Below are 15,087 nucleotides of genomic sequence, written 5' to 3'. Positions count from 1 at the left end.
AACACATGCAGACAAACGCCATGGAAAAAATATCAGCGCGTCAGTTCACCATTCTGATCATACTCGGAATTATCGGTGACTCTATTCTAGTTCTGCCGACTATGATTGCCTATTATGCCAAACAAGATTCCTGGATTTCCATGTTGCTCTCCTGCATGATCGGGCTGGGAGTCGGGGTTCTGTTCGCAGGAATTGCTAACCGGCTAAAAGGAAAGAGTCTTATTACTGCTGTTCAGAATAAATTCGGCATTGTTACAGGTAGCATCATTACGCTGCTGATTTTATTCCAATTCTTCATGTGTTCCCTCACGCTCATGAGTGAAATGAGTCAATTCATGACGACACAGATGATGCCCGAAACACCTGTCAGTGCGATACTGCTATTGTTTAGCGCGGTTATTATTATTGCTTACCGATACGGAATAGAGGCTTTTGCCCGGATGGGCGAGCTGCTTTTTCCGGTGTTTCTGATATTGTTTCTATGTCTGGTATTTTTTCTGATGCCACAGATTGAGACCACCAATGCAAAACCGATTCTACCCCATGGAATGGGACCTGTATTGAAAGGGATGTTCCCTGCGTTCACTCAGGCTTTTACGGAAATCGTATTTATTCTGATGCTGACCCAGCATGTACACAGCAATACCAAGCTGACAAAGCCCATCCTGACGGGCTACGCCATTGGCGGACTCATTTTGCTCATCGTGGTCAGTTTATGTGTATTGGTGCTCGGTCCCATGCTCATGGAGACCAAATATTATCCGGCCTTTGTACTGGCACAAAAAATTACCATCGGGAAATTCCTTGAACGCCTTGAAGTGATCCTGACCTTTTTATGGATTATTACCGTGTTCTTCAAGTCCACTATGATCTTCTTTGCCCTAACGAACGGACTGGCCCAATTGCTGCGCCTGAAGGAGAGCCGGATGCTCACCATCCCGCTTAGTATGATTATCATTGTGTGCACGATCTCCAGCACGCCCAACATCACCATCTACAACCAGATTCTGCTCTTTTACTATCCCTGGTTCGATCTCATCTTCTGCCTCGGTTTACCGCTGTTATTCTTTGTGATTCTACTTGTCCCAGAGAAACGGAAGAAAGGTTCACCTAAAGAAAGCGAGCCCAATGATAAGGATAGAAATACAGCATAAGTAGTTCTGTTTTTTGAACTCTCCCCAGTGACCTGGTATAATTTGGTAGAGGCAGTCTTTGGATCTGCACGAAAAAGTAAAAGGAGCTGTGTTATTCGTGTCGATAAAATCAGTACAAATACAGCGTAATGAAACCAAACTTGTGGGATATGCCGCAACAGCGTCGTTAAATCAAGACCTGGAAAATGAAGTTGTCGTAAAGTTACGCGAAGCACTGATAGCAAGAAGTCATGAAATCGCTAACCAATTAGACGATACTGGCATCTATCTGGTCCAAGTGTATCCAGATGTCGAATGGACACCGGATGTCCCTTTTGAAAGTATTGTTGCGGTAGCAGTTAGCGAATTCAGCACGTTGAACGATGGATTCATTAGCCATACCTTACCGGCTGGAACCTACGCGAAGATCACCCATACAGGCCCCGAATCGCAAATCGGCGAAACGTATGATGCCATCCGAGAAGCGGATATCGCTGGTGACCGGATGTTTGATTTTGAATATTGGGCGGATATGGGGTCACCTGAACAAGAAGAGAGTGTTATTGAGATTTATTTGCCGTTGGGGGATTGATTTTCCTCGCTCTGCTGCAGTATAACACGCTACTGCTTCACCGGCTGACAGATGAGGATTGGGAGAAGTAAGCTATTAATTCCAAGCGCGATCTGGTGCGAAGCATGATGATTGTTCGTAGCTTCGCGCTTTCATTTCAATTCCCCTCGCAAAACTTTGAATTGCTTGGAACAACCTTTCGTGCGTTTCCTGAAAGGCTTGAATATTCTGCTTGCTCATGCTTCTCCAAATCATGAATTCTATGGGATCATGCACGAAGCCAAACAACCAATAGCAGTCTGCAGTACGTTGCAAAATTCACTGCTGAATGTATGGTGCTCGCTCACCAATTGTTTAACCTTACTCAATACTAAATCATCCTCTTATATGTATTTGGACAATATAAAAAGGACAAGTGACAAATAACTGCACTCATCCCCTTATGTCGCTTCCGTCATATAAAGGTCGCCTATCACCTCATACGCTGTTTCATTATTCAGTTTACTTGCTATAGCACAAGCTGCTGAGGTAATCTCCTGTATTATTAATGTCAACAAGATTCGGACAACAAAGAAGGCATATAACACCATATAAAAAGTTGCCAAAACTCAGGTTTCTAAAAATTAATATCTTATTCTTGTCTAGCTCTAAATCTTTGACCAATTTCTCCGTTAGCGCAACCACTCAAATAATAAATATTGTCCTTATTTATTAGGCTTGAGCAAGTCGTATTCAGTTTTTCTTTTTTACCATTATTGTCTGATCTACTGTCATACGTATATACAATTTGATTGTCTCTATACACAAGGCTATGAAAGATTGGGTCTCCTTCATCTGTATACTTCGCCAATTTAACTTCTGTTTCTACCTTATTATTGAAATCTTTTACAAAGTCATCAAGGTATTCACTATTAAAAATTTCTGAATTTACATAAACTACGTATCCCTTTTTTATTGCATCTTTTGAATTCATTGAATTTGAACAACCAACTACGAAAATTAAAGTTAAGAATAGTAATATAAGAGACTTTAGTATTTTCACATACTCACCCCCTACTAAATTATATATTAAACAAAAAAAATTATGACAGAGCACAAATAACGTGCTCTATCATAGATTATTATCATTACTCTAAATTCAAGTCAGAAAGCCATTGCACTTCACTTAATTCCTCCTGTTCAGTGGCGGCAGGTGTGAGTTTCTTTGTGGATTTATCCATATCAAATTTGCCTTGATAGACTCCCGAAATAACGTATGCACCTTGTGCTTCAGGAATTGGACCAATATATTTTTTTAAATAAACGATTGCTGTATCTCCAGGCTTTAGTACCCCGCCTTCTTCAAATAGATATTCAACGTTATTAAGAGTTCCTCCTGTTTCAAGTATTTTAACAGTACTGATATCTTCGCCATTGAAAAGATTATTTACACTCGCTTCAGATAAAGTAAACACAATGTCTTTGTACTCAAACGAGTTTGTATTGGTAACAGAAACTTCATAAATACTATCAGAGTCATACGTTATATCTTGAACGGTAGTATAGTTAAAAGCTAAATCTCCGTGATAAACCTTCAGGAAAAATTCCAGTTCCGATAAATTCATCTTATTCCTCCATCTCTTTTCCCTACAAAAACAAAACCCAATAAACCAAAATAGTTTATCGGGTGAGATGGAAAAAGTTTATCGATTTTATATACTGAATGTAAATATCTATCCAATCATTAAAATCTCGTACCCCTCACTCCTCCTTATTACTAGTTGATTCGCTTGTTAGATATACTACTAGTTATTACTTATCTCTTAGAAAACATCCAAGTTACTTTACTATTTCGAACCTGATGACACCACTCCTGAAATAATTACATAAGCACTAAACACAAACTTGTTCTGCATGGCGTCAATTGCTACTCATGAACAGGCAATCCCAGCAGTTTAGCAGCATTTTCATAAAAAAACTTCTGCTGCACGCCTTCATCCCAATTCCAATTTTTCACTTTATCTAGTGTAAATTCATACGGAACGTTGGGATAATTACTTCCATACAGGATCTGGTTCGATAAATGGAAATTCGCAGCTTCCAGATACCTTTCTCCGTCTGGGAATCGAACAAACAGGTCAGGCAAGATATAAATATTACGAAGGTAAGAAGCGGTGCCGATGGCTTCATTTACAAATGGCCAAGCTCCATGATTGATAATAAAGTTTAAATCCGGGAACGCCTGAGCAGCTCTAACCAGTTGGCTAGGTCTAGCGAAATCATAGTTCTGCCGTGGTCCAGTCACACCCAGATAAACACTCAGCGTCAGCGCAAGCGGCAACTTATGTTTTGCGCAGGCTATGAAAATAGGGTCCCAAGCAGGATCGCCTACTGGTAAATGAGGCAACAACACAGATGCGTTGAGAGCCACCCCGCGGAACAGTCCTGTAGCGGCGTAGGTTTCAATCGTTCTTACCGCTTCGTCGATGTTAGGAGTATCTACGCCAATAAAGCCAATAAAGCGTTTGGACAGGGGAATTTTCAAAAAATCTGCAAGCTCCTCATTCGAGGAACCCGGCTCATTGCCACGTCCCATAATGACCGCGTAATCTATGCCGTGAAAGTCGAGTTCCCCAATCACCTCATCAAGCGTGTTTGAAGGTACTGAGACGACGTTGCGCAGCTTGCTGCTGTCTCTGATAACATCCTTGCCGTCCACAAACAGCTTCTCCCATTTGGGAATCGGCGCCTTCATACGAAAATCAATGATCATAGTTGTTAACCCTCCATCCTTTTTGTAAGTTTGATCTGCTGATCTGCCCCCAGATGGTTCTCGATATGGGCTGCGAAGCTACGATCAAGCTCCATAATTCGCACCAGATCGCGCTTGAAATTAATAGCTTACTTGCCTTCAGTCTTCCACAATAAACATAATTCCCATGTATTTAGTTGGACTTCATCATACTTAACTCTAACATCGGGGTAGTTCGAGCGTCTAATTGAGTTTCTCTATTCTTCTATTTAAAATACTTAAACATAAGTTCCAATGCTCACAAGGACATATTGTCATAATGAAAATTGATTATTTTGCTATAATATACCTCGTAAATTCGTTAATGTCAGCTGAATGGAAAATTAGTGGAACATTATAGACCGCATCAGGAGGTGTTATATGAATAAAATTGCAATTATCGGTTCAGGAGGCTCTGGCAAATCTACTTTAGCGAAGCAACTAGGAGCACAGTTAATGATAGATGTTTATCATCTCGATTCGCTTTTTTGGAAGCCTAATTGGGTGGGTGTACCAAAAGATGAACAAAGAATAGTGCAAAATGATTTGGTTAAGAAGCAAAAATGGATTATTGACGGGAATTATGGCTGTACAATGGAGATAAGACTTAATGCAGCTGATACAATTATCTTTCTTGATATTCCAAGAACAATATGCGTTTTTCGTGTTATTAAAAGAATCATTAAATATCGGAATAAAAGAAGACCAGATATGGGGATAGGTTGCGAAGAACGATTTTCTATTGAGTTTTTAAAATGGATATGGGAATACCCGAAGACTAAAAAACCAGGAATTTTAATAAGTTTAGAAGATTTGGCTAAAGAAAAGGTAGTCATTATCTTAAAATCCCCAAAAGAAGTTAAAGAGTTTTTGAGGAACAAAGTAACATGAAATTGTCCACTTGAAAATCGAAGTCCACTTCACGTTTATCTTTCCAGGCTGTAGAATCCCTGAACTGCCTTATCTGTACTTTCATCTCATTAGTCATGTCTATCTCTTTGCGTTTCTTCTTAGGCTTCTTATCGCATATCAATTTAGTATCATGTATCTTGCCACAATATTTACAACTCTTGTAGATTGGCATAACTCAACAACCTATCTTCTATGTAAACAGCAATTTCGCAAGAATCCTCAACCTGAGACTGTTCGTCGCCAACATTAGCTATGTATGTATTATTCAACTCAATAATCATCTGTTATATTGTTTCACAATCGCTCTTTATTAGGTCGATTCTTTTGACCTTGGCTTCTAATCTTAGTTACATGTTGAATATGCATTACATCTACAATGATCCTACAAGCCTCGGAGTATCCATACTTGTTGTATCTTTCCTCTAGTCTTTTAATTGCAGATTTGCATCGACTAATTCGAATAGCAGCATCTAATTGGCCCACATAATCCCTAAAGTCTTCAGCAATTCAGATTAAGTCTCTAGCTATACAATCACGAAACGTTTTAATTGTTCGCTCAGTGCTAAATCTAGACTCATTGAACTGAGCAAATGTTACAAATCCATTGCGTCTAGCCATAGCAGTTAACAAATTTAACTGTTCCTTTATGTCAAAGTATCCATCCACTAAAGACTCATATGTTTCCCAGGCTTGATTTGTACCTAATGACTTCACATGTAGCAGCGCAATCTTCTCCTCCAAAGATATATTATCTTAGCCTTTTTTAAACCTACCTCAAAATGATTTAGGTTCAAAAACTCCATTTTGATAGAACCACTTAGGGCAAAATAATGTTTACTTTCAATTAAAGATCGCTATCACATCATAGGCTGTTTCCGTTATTACAGTTTACTTGCTACATCACAAGCGACCGAGATAATCTCCTGTATTATTAATGTCCGCAAGACTCGGACAACGTAAAAAGAGATCACCAAAAAAATGATCTCTAAAATTCGTATGTCAAAGCTGTCGCAGCTCTCCCCAAAATTGGGGAGTCAGATATAAAATTCGTATGCTATTTCATCCTCAATTTATTCGCTATTTTATCATTGGAAAAATAAAAATCATGAATAGTGTGTGGATCATTTGTGGAGTACCTGTGGATGGTCTTTGGACTGCCTTTGGAGGAGATTGGATGAGCTTATGCCCCGCGCGGGTTTGCTAAAAAATAGTTTACAAACACAATATATTGATGTATCTTAATACATGAACAACAATATATGGTAAATGGAGGTGAACACTAATGCCAAAATCTAGTACAAGCAAGGTCTCGTCTTCAAAGATGTCAACAAAAGCATCCTCAGTACTTAGAAGCAATACTTCTAGCAAAACTGCAAAATCTCTTGCCGGTTCAGTTCTGTCACAATCTCGTGCAGGTCGTAAGTAATTTATTCATATAACAACTAAAATAAGGAGGTTTTTTTCATGGCAGAAGGAGATATTTATACAGTCACACACGGTGATAAGTGGGCAAATAAAATTGGAGGTAACGAGCGTGTATCAAAGGTTTATGATACTCAAGCTGAAGCTATAGCCGATGCACGAAAACGTGCAATTAGGGATGGTCTTGAACATTCCATCCAAGGGAAAAATAGCAAATTCCGCGAAAAGAATTCTTATGGGAATGATCCTAGAAACATTAGAGGGTAATTCCTGATCCTTCATGACCTTCATTTTCTCCTCCTCCTGATGGTACGGGTAGCATCTGGAGGAGCTTCTACAAAATCAGTGTGCAGCAAAAAGACCATTTAAACAAATGGCCTGATTGATTGAAATTGTTATTTTATTTGGAAAGAAGAGACATTAAAAAAGTCACTCCAATGAGAGAGTGACTACACCAGTCTATCTAAATACTCATCAATATTTAACCTTAAACTAATCAAATCTTCCGATGATTCCTGGTTCTGAACAAAACCAATAGTCTCCACGTAATAACCCAATCTATGAGGGAAGCAATCAAGAGTTAGAAATTTAACTCCACAAAAATCTTCTAGCAATTGTAATGATTTATGTACTGCGTACTTTATCATATTTTTGCCAAGGCCAATTCTTTGATAATCTTTATGTACAGCAAGTCTTGCTATCTTTAGACTTGGAAATGTTTCGTAACCTATTTGACCATTGTTTCTTTCTGCATGATTAAGTCGTATGGCATCAGTACAAAGAGACATGTATGCTAAAATTAAACCATTGTCATTCTTCGCTAAAAACGTTGTGTTATAACCATCAAGTTGTTCATCTAATGATTCATTCACTAGAAATTCATTCATATCACGTGAATGGCCTTCCAAACGTTTTCTTGTTCTTCTGACAATGGCAGTATTCATTAGTGTTTACACAATCAAAATTAGTCAGATCATCCGAACCATCTTCGGACAATCTGACTATGGAGTATCACTGTCCAAAGGAAATTAACTTTATTATCTAATACATGAGCTACATGCATCCCTTCATCTACTATATAGAAAATAGCTGAGTTTGTTTTTTGATCAACTTTATTCTTACCGAAGTTAACAAGTCCAGTTTTTAAAGCACTGCTTCTCCATACATCAAATACTCCATTTTTCTCCTGTGTTTTTACATACCACTCATTTTAGGAATCATCATTGTCAAGATATTACTTACAAGAAAATTACCAAGTAATAATTACACTCCATTTGACTACATCACGGCTCATTCTCTTGTTGAGTTTCACGATGAGAAAAAAGAGATAGAAGAAAATGCGGACCATGGTGATGATAAGAACAAAAACATCATTTCGTTATCAAAACGATCTTCTCTTCCCTAATGCGCTATATGTGTCTACTGTATATTTTGATAAAACATTCCTTTCGTGCACTTTCTAATCTGTTGGTAGATGACAAGTATATTCAACTGAATCACTTTTCAATCTATCTTGATATATAGTTAATAAACTATCTACATGACCACTGAAAGAGTATTTTTGGATGTGTCCATTTTTATTAAGAATTCCAATCTCACATATCTTACTGACTGAATTAGACTTTGAAGAAACTTCTTTAAATATTTCTAAGAGCTTCAAGATAATTGAATCTAATCCTAAATCAATTTCGGATTCTATGTAATTTTCAACAATCCATTTTCTTGATTTTGCAGGGTAATTGTAAGGGAACCCTATCTGAAATTTATTTTTCAATAAGGCAACTGTACGACTCTCGCTATTCTCGTCAAAATATGAGTAATTTAACTCTACATCTCCATTATGAATAAATGTATGATAGCAGCATGAGTCAATAATGTCATTTAACTGATCTGGATTTTGTTGCAACATTGCATGTGCCACTTGAGCATACGCCCTGCAATAATTGTCTGTATTTGGATTAACTATCCTGCAAGACAATTCATGATAATGATCTAAAAATGACGAATAGCCTAAGCCAGCCAACCAACCATGAGGGTAATTAAGAGCGCGCAATTTTAAGGATTGATCGTTAAACAACTCATTGTTATCATTCTCATAGCAAGTTCTCGTATCCGTAGCTAGAATTGAAAAATCGTTAGTTAAAATTCCAATTACAACGGTCATTTATGATCCTTCTCCTTTAGTGTATCCCTATACGAAATAGCCATTTCATGTACAGCGCTTTATCGATTGAATACAACTTAAATCATAAACTACAATAACCCTTGAGTTATTTAACTCTAAAGCTTGATAGCCTTCAGATTCAGTGTAGTCTTTAAATTTATTCATAAATTCGATATCAGTATCTAATAAGGATTGAAAATGAATTGAAATTGATTTGAAATCAACATTTAAAACAGAACTTTCTTTAAGTTCTACTTCTAATATTTGTCCCCAAATTCTTTGCATCTTTCTGTATCTCTTGCAAAATAAACTCCTACTCCAAAAGCGCCACAATAAAAAGTATCTAAAGAAAACCCATTTTTCATAATTGAATCTGCATTGTCCACCGTAGTTCCGTGATAGACGATCATTTTAAAATTCACCCCTACTTCTTATAAATCAGTCATTATACGTAATTGGTTTGCTAATGAAACTTAAAAATTCTTTCCCTGTTGATGAGGTTCTAGAAGCAACAATACCACTTCCGGTCATCATCGTATTTAAAACTCCTGCATCCGAGCTAAGAAGTCCCCTTTGATACAGTTCATTCATTATTTGCTTAGTAAACTCTTTACGGTTTTCTAACTCAGGAAAATAGCGATACAGTGCCTCACTTGCGCCACCCATGTAGAAGTCATGTGAAAGTCCTTTAGAAATTAAGTTCTCTTTTGGGTTATCAAAAAACAAAAGTATTTTAAGATGCCATTCATTGAAGCTCTCGATAAAAGACAGAAACATATGCACCTGACTATCGTCTAAACTTTGCTCAGTCGCTACCGAAGTAATTGCATTTAACAAAGCCATGATTTTATCTTTTTGATGTGTCCTCATCGCTATTTGTGTTGCCTGTAAGACGCTGCTGAGAAAAAGTTCATTTGTTGCTAATGACTCTATATCAAACGACCTTTCTTCTAGTTCTCGTAAACGTCCATCAATCATCACAAGAATATTCTCTTTTCTTTTTTCAGCAGGCTCAGTTATTAATAATGAAAATGCTTCTGATAAATAACCTCCAACTCCTGGGATCAATGAAACAGTGCTTTTAACCGCAGCATGTACTACATCACCTTTGGTTATTTTCAATTCTTTTCTTATATCCATGCATCAAACACCTCTACTTCCTTATAAAATAGTTATTTAATCAAAATATCGTAGGTTCGCAAATCGCCATTTGCAATAGACTTATAAGTACTACATACACCTTTAAAATGTTTTTCAAGAAAAACCTCACTTCTTCAGATATAATAGCCTTGTCCTAGTCTTCATTGAACGGAGTCATAACTTTCTTCGAAATTTCAAATATAGCACATAGTATGTATCTAGAATCTCTCTTCTTATAAACAAAAACTAAAGAAAACATAGGATTATTTTACCATGTTATATAGTGCCTTAGCATCTATAATTTAGTCATAAGAACAGAAAAGGACTAAGCATTAGCTGCTTAATCCTATATTAGACTTAATTTCCGAATGTTTTTCTCAAGGTGTTATAAAAAACTTCTTCTGCTAATTTCCTCAACTTATCGAAAAGCACTTGTTTTGTATCATCTTTAGTTATTTATTGTAATTGATGAGACTTCTTTTTTAAAATCCTTTCTGTTTTCAGGAAAATTCATCTGTTTAAATGATTCACGATTCACTACCGTATACTTTCCTCTCCTGAACATAAGCAATATACTGCCTCATATGTCCTACTCGAACTTCTTTCACTTTATCCACATCATGTTTGTTTTTCAAATAAGCAATGAATAATTTCAATGATTGTTCATGTGAGCTAATCGTTTTTCGTGATGAATTTTTGTTCTGACAGTAGGCTAAAAAATCCTCCAGGAAAAATTCCAGGTCCGATAAATTCATCTTATTCCTCCATCTCTTTTCCTACAAAAACAAAACCCAATAAACCAAAATGGTTTATCGGGTGAGATGGAAAAAGTTTATCGGTTTCAAAACAAGTTTATCGGCTTTCATATACTGAATGTAATATTTATCCATTCACTAAAATCCCTTACCCCTCACTCCTCCTTACCCTTTCAAGACACCTTATGCTCAATCCGTAGCTTATCAGCTACCATGGCAATAAATTCCGAGTTAGTGGGCTTGGATTTGGAGATATTAATGGTGTAACCAAACAGGTGGCTGATGCTGTCAATGTTACCACGGGTCCAGGCCACTTCGATGGCGTGGCGGATGGCGCGTTCAACGCGGGAAGGTGTGGTTTTGAACTTTTCAGCGATGGCCGGGTAGAGCGTTTTGGTGATGGCACCCAGAATTTCGATGTTGTTGTACACCATGGTGATCGCCTCACGCAGGTATTGATATCCCTTGATATGGGCTGGTACGCCGATCTCATGGATGATGGAGGTGATGTTGGCATCCAGGTTCTTGCCTTTGGATAATGGCACCACATTAGATCTTGAAGCCGTGAAGCCCGACATACCGGAAGAAGAGGAAGAGGTAATATTAGATTGGACTCCCACCAACTGGCGCACCCGGTTCGCAAGAACTTCCATATCGAACGGTTTCAAAATATAATAAGATGCCCCCAGCTGCACAGCTCTTTGAGTAATGTTCTCCTGCCCGAAAGCTGTCAGCATAATGATCTTGGGCTGCGGATTCAGGTCCATTTCGCGTAGACGCTCAAGCACACCCAGTCCGTCCAAATGAGGCATAATAATATCAAGAATAAGGACATCGGGAACTTTACGTGTTTCGCTAAGCATATGCAGCACTTCTTCCCCATTGTACGCGATGCCCGTTACAGTCATGTCTTCCTGCTCTGTAATGTATTCGGCTAGCAAGTTCGTAAATTCCCGGTTATCATCGGCCAACAATATTTCAATATTCTGCACTGGCTGCTTCCTCCTTATTTATACCTGCTATTCGAAAATAACAATTTTGTCTTCTCTCCCTTACGTTTTCGACATCTGGATTGAATTTCCTTCTGTCGAAAATTATTTTTCTTTATTTTTTTTCGGGGTTAGATTATAATTAAATATTTTATTGCAAGGTTCGATGTAGTTCGGTCAGCTTCGACAAAAAATCTTAAGGCTAGATGGCCTTAAGATATTGTGGGATGCTATTTTGTTGGCTGGCTACTCCGGAGTCCCTAAGCATCCATTCGATAAAGCAGCCGTAGCCGGATTTAGGGTCGTTCACGAATACATGGGTGACTGCACCGATCAGACGGCCATCCTGCACAATAGGGCTACCACTCATTCCTTGTACAATCCCGCCGGTCTTGTCGAGCAGACGAGGATCGGTGATCCGCAGAATCAAACCTTTCGTGGCTGGAACCTGCTGCTTAGCTACATGAATGATCTCCACATCGAAACGCTCCACCTGCTGGCCGTCTACAACGGTCAGGATCTGCGCCGGTCCTTCTTTCACATCATTGCTCAGTGCAATCGGAATCGGCTCTTTGTAGAGGCTGTGTTCCGGATTACGGTCCATTTTGCCGAAGATGCCAAAATCCGTATTGCTCTCCACATTCCCTAGAACCTGGCTTTCCTTGAGAAAATGAGCTCTTTTCTCACCGGGATCGCCGTCCTGGCTCTTGGAAATCGAGGTTACACTAGACTGCACAATGTGGCCGCTGCCCACAACAATGGGTGTCCCAGTGTTCATGTCGGTGATGACATGCCCGAGTGCACCATACACTCCTTGCTGGGGAGCATAAAAGGTCAGGGTACCTACCCCTGCTGCTGAATCCCGGATGTAAAGTCCAAGGCGCCACACCTTGTCATTACGGTCGTAGGCGGGTTTGAGCTTGGCGGTATGCTCCTTGCCGCCCCGTTTAAACACAATATTGAGGAATTCGCCTGCTTTACCGGCACGCTCCACAAGCTTGGCTACCTTGGACACTTCATCCAGCTTCACACCGTCAATCGAGGTCATCAGATCCCCGGGCAGCAGCCCGCTGTTCTCGCCAGGTGAAATCTTGGAGGCCTGTGCAGTCTGGACCATGTGATGCCCGACAACCAGCACGCCTGCAGATTTGACCTTCACACCAATCGTCTGTCCCCCCGGAATAACCTTTAGCTCCGGATCAATTCCCTTCTGCACCATTTTGGCCTGGTTAGGCTCAGGCTCTGATGAAGAGGCAAAGCTTGTGACGGGTCCCGTTATGCCTGATAAACTGAGAAAGAAGGCAAGTAAAAGGCCGGGCATTAACTTCCTGAGGTTCGGCTTCAATGGCTGTCACGCTCCCTTTTGCTTCTTTCGCTTGACGAAAAAGGTGGTCGCCAATTGCGTACCTATAAGATAACCTTGCCCCCAGGCTTTTATTACTGTCAATCATTGTCCCGCTTACCCTGCGCAGCCTTGCTGGCTCCCGCCAGATTAAGCATTTCCTGCGCATGATGCAGTGTCTTTTCGGTAATTTCCACGCCACCCAACATCCGGGCCAGCTCCTTTACCCGTCCATCCTCGGTCAGGGCTTCTACCTCGGTCATGGTCCGCTCATCCTCCACCTTTTTACGGATCAGGTACTGATGATCGGCCATGCAAGCAACCTGTGGTAAGTGAGTAATGGAGAACACCTGGCAGGAAGAAGACAGCTTAAACAGCTTATCTGCTATGGACTGTGCTGCACGGCCGCTTACACCGGTATCCACCTCGTCAAAGATCAGTACAGGAATGGCGTCGGTCCGGGCAAAAATACTCTTCATCGCCAGCATAATCCGCGACAGCTCACCGCCAGAGGCGATTTTGCCGAGTGGGCGCAGTGGCTCCCCGGGGTTTGGGGAGATCATGAACTCCGCGCTGTCGATCCCTTGTCTCGTTAAGCGGATACGCTGGCCTTGATATTCAATACCCCGTGGGTCCTCCAGCGTCTCCAATCTGACTTTGAGTGAGGTCCGCTCCATCTGCAGATCCTTCAATTCGCCTTCCACCTGGGTTGCCAGATCGTCCGCACAGATCCGTCTTGCCTCGGTTAGCTCAACAGCTGCATCCATTAAAACTGCAAGCAGCTCATCTCGCTTCGTAGTCAATTTCTCAAGATACTCGTCCTTATTCTCCAATAAATCGGTTTCCCGATGAATTTGTTCATAATAAGCCAGAATCTGCTCTACACTGTCCCCATACTTGCGGCGCAAGCCGGTAATCAGGTCCAACCGGTTCTCGATATCCTCCAGCCGCTGTGGGTTGAATTCGATATCTTCACGGTAGTCGCGAAGCTGAAAGGCCGCATCCTCCAATTGATAATAGGAAGACTGCAGCTGCTCCAGAATGCTCTTCAAGCCTTTTTCATCATAACGAACGGCATCTTCCAGCCTTGAAATGACTTTTCCAATCGATTCCAGTCCCTGGCGATCATACAGCAGTTCGTATGCACCTGATACGGAATCCATCATTTTCTCACTGTGGGATAGTTTGACCCTTTCTTCGGAAAGTAATTCATCTTCTCCCGGTTTTAAGGCCGCCGAAGAAATCTCCTCCAGTTGAAAACGATACAAGTCCAGCATCTGGTATGCCTTTTGACTGGATTCCTGTAATTCCCGTAGTTCTCTTTCCACCTTAGCAAAAGCGGTATACCGCTCCTGATACACCGCTTTAAGCGGCCCAATAATCGCATCGCCGTAAGTATCCAGCAATCCGAGATGGCGTTCCGCCTTCAGCAGATTCTGATGCTCGTGCTGGCCGTGGATGTTGACCAATTGTTCCCCTATTTCCCGCAGCATGCTGAGGTTGACCATCTGTCCGTTCACACGTGATGTACTCTTGCCCTGCAAGGTGATCTCACGCCGGATGATGAGGTGCTCCTCCTTCTGTGCCCCGATGCCCAGTCTGTCCAGCGTTTCCCACACCGGATGACTGCTGGGCAGACTGAACAAGGCTTCCATCTCCGCCTTCTCACAGCCGTAACGAATGGAATCACCGGACCCGCGTCCGCCGGCAATCAGCCCCAGCGCATCAATAATAATGGATTTACCTGCACCGGTCTCACCGGTAAGCACATGAAATCCAGGGAAAAAATGAACATCCACCGCCTCCACGACGGCCAAATTGCGGATTGATAACGTTTCTAACACGAAAAGAAACACCTCCGAAAAGTCATGCCATTGGCTGTTGATTAA

Annotated in this window: 17 protein-coding genes; 5 read left to right on the top strand and 12 right to left on the bottom strand. The window is 40.6% G+C overall.

Annotation, left to right across the window (positions count from 1 at the left end; genetic code table 11):
* Positions 1-5: 5 nt before the first annotated feature.
* Both HPT30_RS19945 and HPT30_RS19940 read left to right on the top strand, forming a co-directional pair.
* Positions 6-1,154, top strand: a complete 1,149-nt coding sequence (locus HPT30_RS19945) for a GerAB/ArcD/ProY family transporter (RefSeq protein ID WP_175373077.1) — start codon at positions 6-8, stop codon at positions 1,152-1,154.
* A 58-nt stretch (positions 1,155-1,212) separates the two neighbouring features.
* Entirely contained in the window at positions 1,213-1,725 is a 513-nt protein-coding gene (locus tag HPT30_RS19940; RefSeq protein WP_175373076.1) for a GyrI-like domain-containing protein, read from the top strand.
* A 610-nt stretch (positions 1,726-2,335) separates the two neighbouring features.
* Here HPT30_RS19940 and HPT30_RS19935 read toward each other — a convergent pair.
* The 3 genes from HPT30_RS19935 to HPT30_RS19925 form a co-directional block, all read right to left on the bottom strand.
* Complete coding sequence (locus HPT30_RS19935; protein WP_175373075.1) at positions 2,336-2,746, bottom strand: DUF4362 domain-containing protein; 411 nt, start codon at positions 2,744-2,746, stop codon at positions 2,336-2,338.
* An 85-nt stretch (positions 2,747-2,831) separates the two neighbouring features.
* Positions 2,832-3,308 (bottom strand): hypothetical protein, encoded by a 477-nt coding sequence (locus tag HPT30_RS19930; RefSeq protein ID WP_175373074.1) that lies wholly within the window; start codon positions 3,306-3,308, stop codon positions 2,832-2,834.
* 302 nt (positions 3,309-3,610) lie between these two features.
* Complete coding sequence (locus tag HPT30_RS19925; protein WP_175373073.1) at positions 3,611-4,456, bottom strand: amidohydrolase family protein; 846 nt, start codon at positions 4,454-4,456, stop codon at positions 3,611-3,613.
* Between the two features lie 399 nt (positions 4,457-4,855).
* Here HPT30_RS19925 and HPT30_RS19920 point away from each other — a divergent pair, with 399 nt between their 5' ends.
* Together HPT30_RS19920 and HPT30_RS19915 are read left to right on the top strand one after the other, a co-directional pair.
* Complete coding sequence (locus tag HPT30_RS19920; RefSeq protein WP_175373072.1) at positions 4,856-5,365, top strand: DNA topology modulation protein; 510 nt, start codon at positions 4,856-4,858, stop codon at positions 5,363-5,365.
* Between the two features lie 1,485 nt (positions 5,366-6,850).
* Positions 6,851-7,075: a DUF2188 domain-containing protein gene (locus HPT30_RS19915; protein ID WP_175373071.1), complete on the top strand. Its 225-nt coding sequence runs from the start codon at positions 6,851-6,853 to the stop codon at positions 7,073-7,075.
* Between the two features lie 182 nt (positions 7,076-7,257).
* Here the strand turns inward: HPT30_RS19915 and HPT30_RS19910 are convergent, their stop codons facing one another.
* On the bottom strand, positions 7,258-7,752 hold the full coding sequence (locus tag HPT30_RS19910) for a GNAT family N-acetyltransferase (protein ID WP_175373070.1): 495 nt from the start codon (positions 7,750-7,752) through the stop codon (positions 7,258-7,260).
* Positions 7,753-7,973: 221 nt separating this feature from the next.
* On the opposite strand from HPT30_RS19910, the gene HPT30_RS19905 reads away from it, so the two are divergent.
* Entirely contained in the window at positions 7,974-8,213 is a 240-nt protein-coding gene (locus HPT30_RS19905) for a DUF3951 domain-containing protein (protein WP_175373158.1), read from the top strand.
* A 54-nt stretch (positions 8,214-8,267) separates the two neighbouring features.
* Here HPT30_RS19905 and HPT30_RS19900 read toward each other — a convergent pair whose 3' ends face one another.
* The 8 genes from HPT30_RS19900 to recN form a co-directional block, all read right to left on the bottom strand.
* Positions 8,268-8,972 (bottom strand): hypothetical protein, encoded by a 705-nt coding sequence (locus HPT30_RS19900; protein WP_175373069.1) that lies wholly within the window; start codon positions 8,970-8,972, stop codon positions 8,268-8,270.
* 45 nt (positions 8,973-9,017) lie between these two features.
* Entirely contained in the window at positions 9,018-9,257 is a 240-nt protein-coding gene (locus tag HPT30_RS19895; RefSeq protein WP_175373068.1) for a hypothetical protein, read from the bottom strand.
* Entirely contained in the window at positions 9,230-9,382 is a 153-nt protein-coding gene (locus HPT30_RS31005; protein WP_175373067.1) for a hypothetical protein, read from the bottom strand. The genes HPT30_RS19895 and HPT30_RS31005 overlap by 28 nt, the downstream gene beginning before the upstream one ends.
* Positions 9,383-9,410: 28 nt before the next feature.
* Positions 9,411-10,112: a hypothetical protein gene (locus HPT30_RS19885; RefSeq protein ID WP_175373066.1), complete on the bottom strand. Its 702-nt coding sequence runs from the start codon at positions 10,110-10,112 to the stop codon at positions 9,411-9,413.
* Positions 10,113-10,639: 527 nt separating this feature from the next.
* Positions 10,640-10,867: a site-specific integrase gene (locus tag HPT30_RS19880; protein ID WP_246317290.1), complete on the bottom strand. Its 228-nt coding sequence runs from the start codon at positions 10,865-10,867 to the stop codon at positions 10,640-10,642.
* 173 nt (positions 10,868-11,040) lie between these two features.
* On the bottom strand, positions 11,041-11,859 hold the full coding sequence (gene spo0A, locus HPT30_RS19875) for a sporulation transcription factor Spo0A (protein WP_175373065.1): 819 nt from the start codon (positions 11,857-11,859) through the stop codon (positions 11,041-11,043).
* A gap of 199 nt (positions 11,860-12,058) precedes the next feature.
* Positions 12,059-13,201: a SpoIVB peptidase gene (gene spoIVB / locus HPT30_RS19870; protein WP_246317289.1), complete on the bottom strand. Its 1,143-nt coding sequence runs from the start codon at positions 13,199-13,201 to the stop codon at positions 12,059-12,061.
* 98 nt (positions 13,202-13,299) lie between these two features.
* Positions 13,300-15,042 carry a DNA repair protein RecN gene (gene recN, locus HPT30_RS19865; protein WP_175373064.1) on the bottom strand — a complete coding sequence of 581 codons (1,743 nt, stop codon included), beginning with the start codon at positions 15,040-15,042 and terminating at the stop codon, positions 13,300-13,302.
* Between the last annotated feature and the right edge of the window lie 45 nt (positions 15,043-15,087).

The sequence above is a fragment of the Paenibacillus agri genome (assembly GCF_013359945.1).
GTDB lineage: Bacteria > Bacillota > Bacilli > Paenibacillales > Paenibacillaceae > Paenibacillus_AQ > Paenibacillus_AQ agri.
The sequence above is the reverse complement of the archived record's forward strand: the minus strand, read 5'-3'. Positions and strand labels throughout refer to the sequence as shown.

Bases quoted from the DNA above. Each gene is read 5' to 3' on its own strand.
- HPT30_RS19945 (WP_175373077.1), top strand. From the start codon at position 6: ATGCAGACAAACGCCATGGAAAAAATATCAGCGCGTCAGTTCACCATT.
- HPT30_RS19930 (WP_175373074.1), bottom strand. From the start codon at position 3,308: ATGAATTTATCGGAACTGGAATTTTTCCTGAAGGTTTATCACGGAGAT.
- HPT30_RS19925 (WP_175373073.1), bottom strand. From the start codon at position 4,456: ATGATCATTGATTTTCGTATGAAGGCGCCGATTCCCAAATGGGAGAAG.
- HPT30_RS19920 (WP_175373072.1), top strand. From the start codon at position 4,856: ATGAATAAAATTGCAATTATCGGTTCAGGAGGCTCTGGCAAATCTACT.
- HPT30_RS19915 (WP_175373071.1), top strand. From the start codon at position 6,851: ATGGCAGAAGGAGATATTTATACAGTCACACACGGTGATAAGTGGGCA.
- HPT30_RS19910 (WP_175373070.1), bottom strand. From the start codon at position 7,752: ATGAATACTGCCATTGTCAGAAGAACAAGAAAACGTTTGGAAGGCCAT.
- HPT30_RS19900 (WP_175373069.1), bottom strand. From the start codon at position 8,972: ATGACCGTTGTAATTGGAATTTTAACTAACGATTTTTCAATTCTAGCT.
- HPT30_RS19895 (WP_175373068.1), bottom strand. From the start codon at position 9,257: ATGCAAAGAATTTGGGGACAAATATTAGAAGTAGAACTTAAAGAAAGT.
- HPT30_RS31005 (WP_175373067.1), bottom strand. From the start codon at position 9,382: ATGATCGTCTATCACGGAACTACGGTGGACAATGCAGATTCAATTATG.
- HPT30_RS19885 (WP_175373066.1), bottom strand. From the start codon at position 10,112: ATGGATATAAGAAAAGAATTGAAAATAACCAAAGGTGATGTAGTACAT.
- HPT30_RS19880 (WP_246317290.1), bottom strand. From the start codon at position 10,867: ATGAATTTATCGGACCTGGAATTTTTCCTGGAGGATTTTTTAGCCTAC.